Below are 2,500 nucleotides of genomic sequence, written 5' to 3'. Positions count from 1 at the left end.
AGACGAGGCGGAAACGCGTAGTCGATGGGAACCACGTTAATATTCGTGGGCTTGGAGGTAGTGACGGATCATTGAGGTAGTCCAATCTTATCGGATTGAACGGGCTGCTGCGTGGTTCCAGGAAATAGCTCCTCCTTATAAACCGTACCCGAAACCGACACTGGTGGTCTGGTAGAGTATACCAAGGCGCTTGAGAGAACTATGCTGAAGGAACTCGGCAAATTGCACGCGTAACTTCGGAAGAAGCGTGACCCTTTTCCACGCAAGTGGAGGAGGGTGGCACAGACCAGGGGGTAGCGACTGTTTATCAAAAACACAGGGCTCTGCGAAGTCGCAAGACGACGTATAGGGTCTGACGCCTGCCCGGTGCTGGAAGGTTAAGAGGAGGGGTGCAAGCTCTGAATCGAAGCCCCAGTAAACGGCGGCCGTAACTATAACGGTCCTAAGGTAGCGAAATTCCTTGTCGGGTAAGTTCCGACCTGCACGAATGGCGTAACGACTTCCCCGCTGTCTCCAGCATAGACTCAGTGAAATTGAATTCCCCGTGAAGATGCGGGGTTCCTGCGGTTAGACGGAAAGACCCCGTGCACCTTTACTATAGCTTTACATTGGCATTCGTAGTGGCATGTGTAGGATAGGTGGTAGGCTTTGAAACCTGGGCGCCAGCTCAGGTGGAGCCACCCTTGAAATACCACCCTTATTACTATGGATGTCTAACCGCGGCCCGTTATCCGGGTCCGGGACAATGTATGGTGGGTAGTTTGACTGGGGCGGTCGCCTCCTAAAGAGTAACGGAGGCGCGCGATGGTGGGCTCAGAACGGTCGGAAATCGTTCGCTGAGTGCAATGGCATAAGCCTGCCTGACTGCGAGACTGACAAGTCGAGCAGAGACGAAAGTCGGTCATAGTGATCCGGTGGTCCCGCGTGGAAGGGCCATCGCTCAACGGATAAAAGGTACGCCGGGGATAACAGGCTGATGACCCCCAAGAGTCCATATCGACGGGGTTGTTTGGCACCTCGATGTCGACTCATCGCATCCTGGGGCTGGAGCAGGTCCCAAGGGTATGGCTGTTCGCCATTTAAAGCGGTACGTGAGTTGGGTTCAGAACGTCGTGAGACAGTTCGGTCCCTATCTGCCGTGGGTGTAGGAATATTGAAAGGATCTGTCCCTAGTACGAGAGGACCGGGATGGACGGATCTCTGGTGGACCTGTTGTGGCGCCAGCCGCATAGCAGGGTAGCTATATCCGGACGGGATAACCGCTGAAGGCATCTAAGCGGGAAACCCACCTTAAAACGAGTATTCCCTGAGAACCGTGGAAGACGACCACGTTGATAGGCCGGGTGTGGAAGAGCGGCAACGCTTGAAGCTTACCGGTACTAATAGTTCGATCGGCTTGATCGTTCTCATTCCTTATGTCCATCTGACTTCGTCAGATGGTTTGTTCTCACTCACGCTTGTTCCGCCCTGCGGGCGGCGCTACGTGGGTGCGGCGCACAAGCGCCGACGGTCGGTCGACCTTGCGAAGCTTCGCTTCGAAAGGCGCCAGGCTAAAAGAACTCCAAAGGCACAAAAAACAGCTTCTCGAATAACGTGCGTTTTGCCGACCTGGTGGTTATGGCGGAGCGGCTGCACCCGATCCCATTCCGAACTCGGCCGTGAAACGCTCCAGCGCTGATGGTACTTCGTCTCAAGACGCGGGAGAGTAGGTCGCTGCCAGGTCTGCTAAACGCACGTTTTATGTGTCACATCCTACTTTCCAAAAATCGAAGCCGGTTTTTGGGTCGAGGCGATGAAATCTTCTCTGAACATGGCCCGCCAACGGGAAACACGGGCCGCGTAAGCGGCCCTTTCATTTGGCGGACAAACCTCTCGCAAGCTCTCGCTTGCAAATCGGTGGCGCGGGGTGGAGCAGCCCGGTAGCTCGTCAGGCTCATAACCTGAAGGTCACAGGTTCAAATCCTGTCCCCGCAACCAAATACAAATGAGCCCGCCATCGTGCGGGCTCTTTTGTATTTTGCCGTGGTCGCCGGCGATTCGAACCTGTCATCAGCGGCCCGCAAGGAGGCAAAGCCGACGCCGCAGGACCGATAACTCAAATCCTATCCCCAAAACCAAATTAAAACGCCCGCCAGAATCAAACCCGGAGGGCCGTTTTGCGTTCGAACCAGCCGCCATCGATCTTAGCCATCATCAGCACGCAAAGACGGCAGCCAACCACCAGGACAACAAACACAAACCCTGGCTAAAAAAGACCTGCCTCAACAAGACAAAAACAGCCCGCCAGGCTCCCGCCGGCGGGCTGTTCGCATTCGTATCCTCGCCGCATAACGAAATCGCAGACAGATACACAAACCGGAAGGTGCAGTCTCGGAGGTCCAGATATAAAACGAATTTGTACTCAGCCGGCTTCCGTACCTATCCCGCGCGCATCTGGCACCGTGATGGATGCGGGGTATCGAGTTGCGCGTCTGCTGGCCGGTGCCGTCGTGGCCGAGGC

At 55.6% G+C, this 2,500-nt stretch carries 1 tRNA gene and 2 rRNA genes (1 of these 3 running past the window's edge); all 3 read left to right on the top strand.

Annotated elements, in window-relative coordinates:
* A 23S ribosomal RNA gene (locus EN851_RS13595) occupies positions 1–1,404 on the top strand (it extends 1,406 nt beyond the left edge of the window).
* A gap of 203 nt (positions 1,405–1,607) precedes the next feature.
* Positions 1,608–1,722: ribosomal RNA gene (gene rrf / locus EN851_RS13590) — 5S ribosomal RNA — on the top strand.
* A 178-nt stretch (positions 1,723–1,900) separates the two neighbouring features.
* Positions 1,901–1,977, top strand: a tRNA-Met gene (locus tag EN851_RS13585).
* Positions 1,978–2,500: the final 523 nt, after the last annotated feature.

The sequence above is a fragment of the Mesorhizobium sp. M8A.F.Ca.ET.208.01.1.1 genome, from assembly GCF_004791315.1.
In the GTDB taxonomy this organism is placed as follows: domain Bacteria; phylum Pseudomonadota; class Alphaproteobacteria; order Rhizobiales; family Rhizobiaceae; genus Mesorhizobium.
Note: the sequence above shows the minus strand (reverse complement) of the source record. Positions and strands in the feature narration are given on the sequence as shown.